We start from the raw sequence: 4,035 nt of genomic DNA, 5'->3' as shown, positions 1-4,035 counted from the left end.
TTCCCCTAAATAAATAATCTTAATGAATTATCTTTACGCCACACCAAAAATCTCGCGCACCACCACCTTATAAAACGCAAACGCGTCCAACGCCCCTTTTAACGCTGCCGCACGTTCCTGCTCGCTCAAATCCAACGCATTCAATTGTGCCACAAAATCGCGCCAATGCTTACCGCGTCCATCGGCGTGCGGAGCCAAATGCCGCGCCCCATGTTCCGCGCCAAAACCCAATTTATTTTGCGCGTCTTTAAACAAAAACGCCGCCCCCACATTAGAGCCTTCTGCACAATACAGCCAGCCCAAAGTTTCCGCGCCCGACAATTGCGGCAAAGGCGTGGAAATGGCTTTTTTACTCGCCTGCAAATCCTGCAAATCCAACAGCACATCATCATAACGCGCCAATTCCGCCAATCCATCAATCTTTTGATTCAATTCAGGATTTTTGTAAATATCGTCCACCACTTTGTGGAAAATCGCTTGCAATTGCAAAAATTTCACATAATGTTCAGGCGAATCAAACGGCTTCACCGACATCACCAAATTGTCCACGCTGTCGTGTGTGGTTTGGCAATTGAGTTTCAAAAATTGCGCAAAAGTTAAATTGGCGCAAGGCGAATTTTGTTCATCGTCATCGGTATGAAACATTGTTTATTTCCTTTTTAAAGTGAATGAAAAAATAAAAAACCACGATTGTGGTTCAAATCAAAAAATATTTTGTAAATTTATGTAAACACTTACGCTGCACCACATTGTTCAGGCTGCCTGAAAATTTAATTCAAAAATACAAATAAAATCAAATAAAAATAATTATTTATAAATAATTTTTCATTTAAAATCAAATGAATCGCCCATTCAAAACCTTGCCTAATCTTTACGTTTTTTTGCAGAAGAAGTATAATTTCGCAGTCAAATAAAAATTTATATTAATTTCATTTTCAATATTATGGAATATTTTGATAAAAATAACAAGGGTAAAAAACATGAAAATTGGCAAAATTAAAAAATTGTCCGTACTGCTGCTGATGATTTGGGACGTGAATCACGCAGTTGCCGACAACCCCGTTCACACACAAGAATTAGACACCGTAAAAGTAAAAGGCAAACGCCAACGCGGTAACATCACCACCGAAACCAAAAACCGCACCGCCATCACGCAAGAGATGATTCGGGATAACCGCGATTTGGTGCGTTACAGCGCAGATGTGGGCGTGGCGGAAAATGGGCGACACCAAAAAGGGTTTGCCATGCGCGGCGTGGAAGACAATCGCGTGGGCATTGCCATTGACGGCATTAGTTTGCCTGATTCGGAAGAAAATTCGCTGTATAAGCGTTATGGCAATTTCAATAATTCGCGCTTGCGGATTGACCCTGAATTGGTACGCAATATTGAAGTGGTGAAAGGTTCGGATTCGCTGAATTTTGGGAGTGGCTCATTGGGCGGCAATGTGAATTATCGCACCTTGAGCGCGGGCGATATTGTGCAGCCTGAACGCGATTTTGGCGGCATGCTACGCAGTGGCTACAGCACAAAAAATCGGGAATGGGTGAATACGCTTGGTTTGGGTTTTATGAATGACACGTTTGACGCGGCAGTTTTATACACCCACCGACACGGGCATGAAACGCAAAACCACGACAAAACCAACCCGCCCACCGTTGGCACAAGTGATGAATTGCGCGAAAAATTCGCACGACACGGCATTAATCAAATCAACCCAGACCCTTCGCAACACAAAAACAATAGCTGGCTGGCAAAATTTGGTTGGCAAATCAATCCGTCCCACCGCATTGCCTTGTCGCACAGTGGGCAACGCAACAGCAATTTTGTGAACGAGTTTTCCTACGAACACCCCACTTGGCTGACAGGACGCGGTTGGCGCGATATTGATGACCGCCAACGCATGAGTAACACCAATTTAAGCTATGAATGGACACCTGAAACATCGCCCATTTCAACATTTAAAGCGGATTTAGACCATGCGCGTACGCAAAACGGCACGCACATCAGCAAAGGACAATACAATTATATTTCCTATAATCATTATGGCTATGACAAACAACACGTTGAAGAATATTTCCAACGCAATAATAAAACCAAATTAAGCCGCCTATCATTGTTTGCACAAGCGCGACCGTTTCAATTGGGCGGACAACACACATTGTCCATGAAAGCATTTGGCGGTCAGCGTAAGTTTGAAAATGTGAATAATGACCAATTTTTTAATGCAGATGGCACGTTGGAAGACCGTGGTTGGATTAATTTCGCGCAACAATTGAAAATGCCCAACCCCGATATTTACACCATTCAGCACCCTGTCAAAACCCAATTTTATGGTTTCGCGCTGCAAGATAAAATCAAATGGAATGACACGTTTTCATCGCAAATCGGCATTCGCTACGACCATGAAAAATACAGCCCACAAGAAAGCAGCGTAGCCTGCGGCAATGCCACGCGCATGGGACGTTTGTGTGGCGCGGTGGAAGCTAAAACGTTCCGCAATTGGAGCGGCTCATTGGGTTTAGACGCGCAATTAAACAATCATTGGAAACTGGGTTATCAAATCGGTAGCGGTTTCCGCAATCCAAGTGCTTCGGAAATGTATTTCACATTTGAAAGTTTTTCAGGAAACTGGTTTGCCAATCCAAAATTAAAATCCGAAAAAAGCGTGAACCACAATATCACGCTTTCAGGCAGCGGTCGTTATGGCAAATTAGATGTGGGGGCGTATCACAGTCGTTATCGTGATTTTTTATATGAACGCGAAGGCTGGGTAAATGTGGAAAATCCGTTTTGCACATCGTCTTGGTGCGACCGTTATGTGTCCACGCCCTATCAACAATTCCACAATGCGGATAAAGCCAAAATCAGCGGCGTAGAATTTAAAGGCAGCCTGAATTTACATGAAGTCGCCCAACCCTTGCCCAAAGGCTTGAGCGTGTCGGGCGCATTGGGCTGGAGCAAAGGGCAAATGCAAAGCGAAGGGCAAAAAGTGAATTTGCTCACCATTCAGCCCTTAAAAGCCGTGATTGGTGTGGATTATGAACACCCCAGCGAAAAATGGGGCGTATTCTCACGCGTGAGCTACAACAAAGGCAAAAAACCCGCAGATGCCCAATATTTGCAAGGGGAACGCCGTTGCGTGCGCGAAGAATTTGACCCTTGGTTTGGCACATCGATTTGCCGCGCTTACGATTCGGCGCAACCATCGGTGCAACAATTCCCTTGGCAAAATCAATCGGCGTGGGTGTGGGACGTGTATGGCTATTATCGTCCTGTGAAAAATTTGACTTTACGCGCTGGTGTGTACAATCTAACCAATCGCAAATACCACAGTTGGGACACCTTGCGCGGTTTGAATTTAACGGGTACGTCTGACCGCGTTGCCCGCGCCAGTGACAGGGGTAACCACAATCAGGGCTTGGAACGCTTTACCGCGCCCAGTCGCAATTATGCGGTTTCTTTGGAATATAAATTTTAAGGCAGCCTGAAAATCAATTCAGCCCACAAATCATTTAAAATTTGTGGGCTGGATTTTTTTCAGGCTGCCTTTTTTGTTATAGTCGTAGAAATGAAAATGCAGTACAAGGCGACAACGCCCGCCGTGTACGAATAGTACATAAGGGCATTGGCAACGCCGTACTGCTTTTTCAGTTCTGCGACTATATTTATTCAATGATTGTTTATTCAAATTTCCTTTCAGGCTGCCTTTCCCAAAAATCAGGCAGCCTGAAAAATAAACCACTTGATTTTTTTATTAAAACAGACGATAATTTCATCTTTCAAATTTCGCGGAGCGATGGATTTATCGTTCTGCTTTTTTGTGTACAGGCAGCCTGCCTGAATACTGTTCTTTTAACTTGTTCTTTATAAGGAATTTAGCTCATGGCTAAGGAAAAATTTGAACGCAGCAAACCCCACGTTAACGTAGGTACAATTGGACACGTTGACCATGGTAAAACCACTTTGACTGCTGCATTGACCACCATTTTGGCTGAAAAATTCGGCGGCACAGCAAAAGCTTACGACCAAATTGA

At 44.0% G+C, this 4,035-nt stretch carries 3 protein-coding genes; 2 read left to right on the top strand and 1 reads right to left on the bottom strand.

Going from position 1 to position 4,035, the window contains the following annotated elements; all coding sequences use genetic code 11:
• Positions 1-33: 33 nt before the first annotated feature.
• Positions 34-645 carry a biliverdin-producing heme oxygenase gene (locus Q338_RS12095; RefSeq protein ID WP_051968645.1) on the bottom strand — a complete coding sequence of 204 codons (612 nt, stop codon included), beginning with the start codon at positions 643-645 and terminating at the stop codon, positions 34-36.
• Between the two features lie 335 nt (positions 646-980).
• On the opposite strand from Q338_RS12095, the gene Q338_RS12090 reads away from it, so the two are divergent.
• Both Q338_RS12090 and Q338_RS12085 read left to right on the top strand, forming a co-directional pair.
• On the top strand, positions 981-3,479 hold the full coding sequence (locus tag Q338_RS12090; RefSeq protein ID WP_034295835.1) for a TonB-dependent hemoglobin/transferrin/lactoferrin family receptor: 2,499 nt from the start codon (positions 981-983) through the stop codon (positions 3,477-3,479).
• A gap of 404 nt (positions 3,480-3,883) precedes the next feature.
• Positions 3,884-4,035 (top strand): GTP-binding protein (locus tag Q338_RS12085; protein ID WP_034292953.1); only part of this gene is annotated, 152 nt, incomplete at its 3' end.

It is taken from the genome of Alysiella crassa DSM 2578 (genome assembly GCF_000745955.1).
Taxonomy (GTDB): domain Bacteria; phylum Pseudomonadota; class Gammaproteobacteria; order Burkholderiales; family Neisseriaceae; genus Simonsiella; species Simonsiella crassa.
This window is presented reverse-complemented; position numbering and strand designations above follow the sequence as displayed.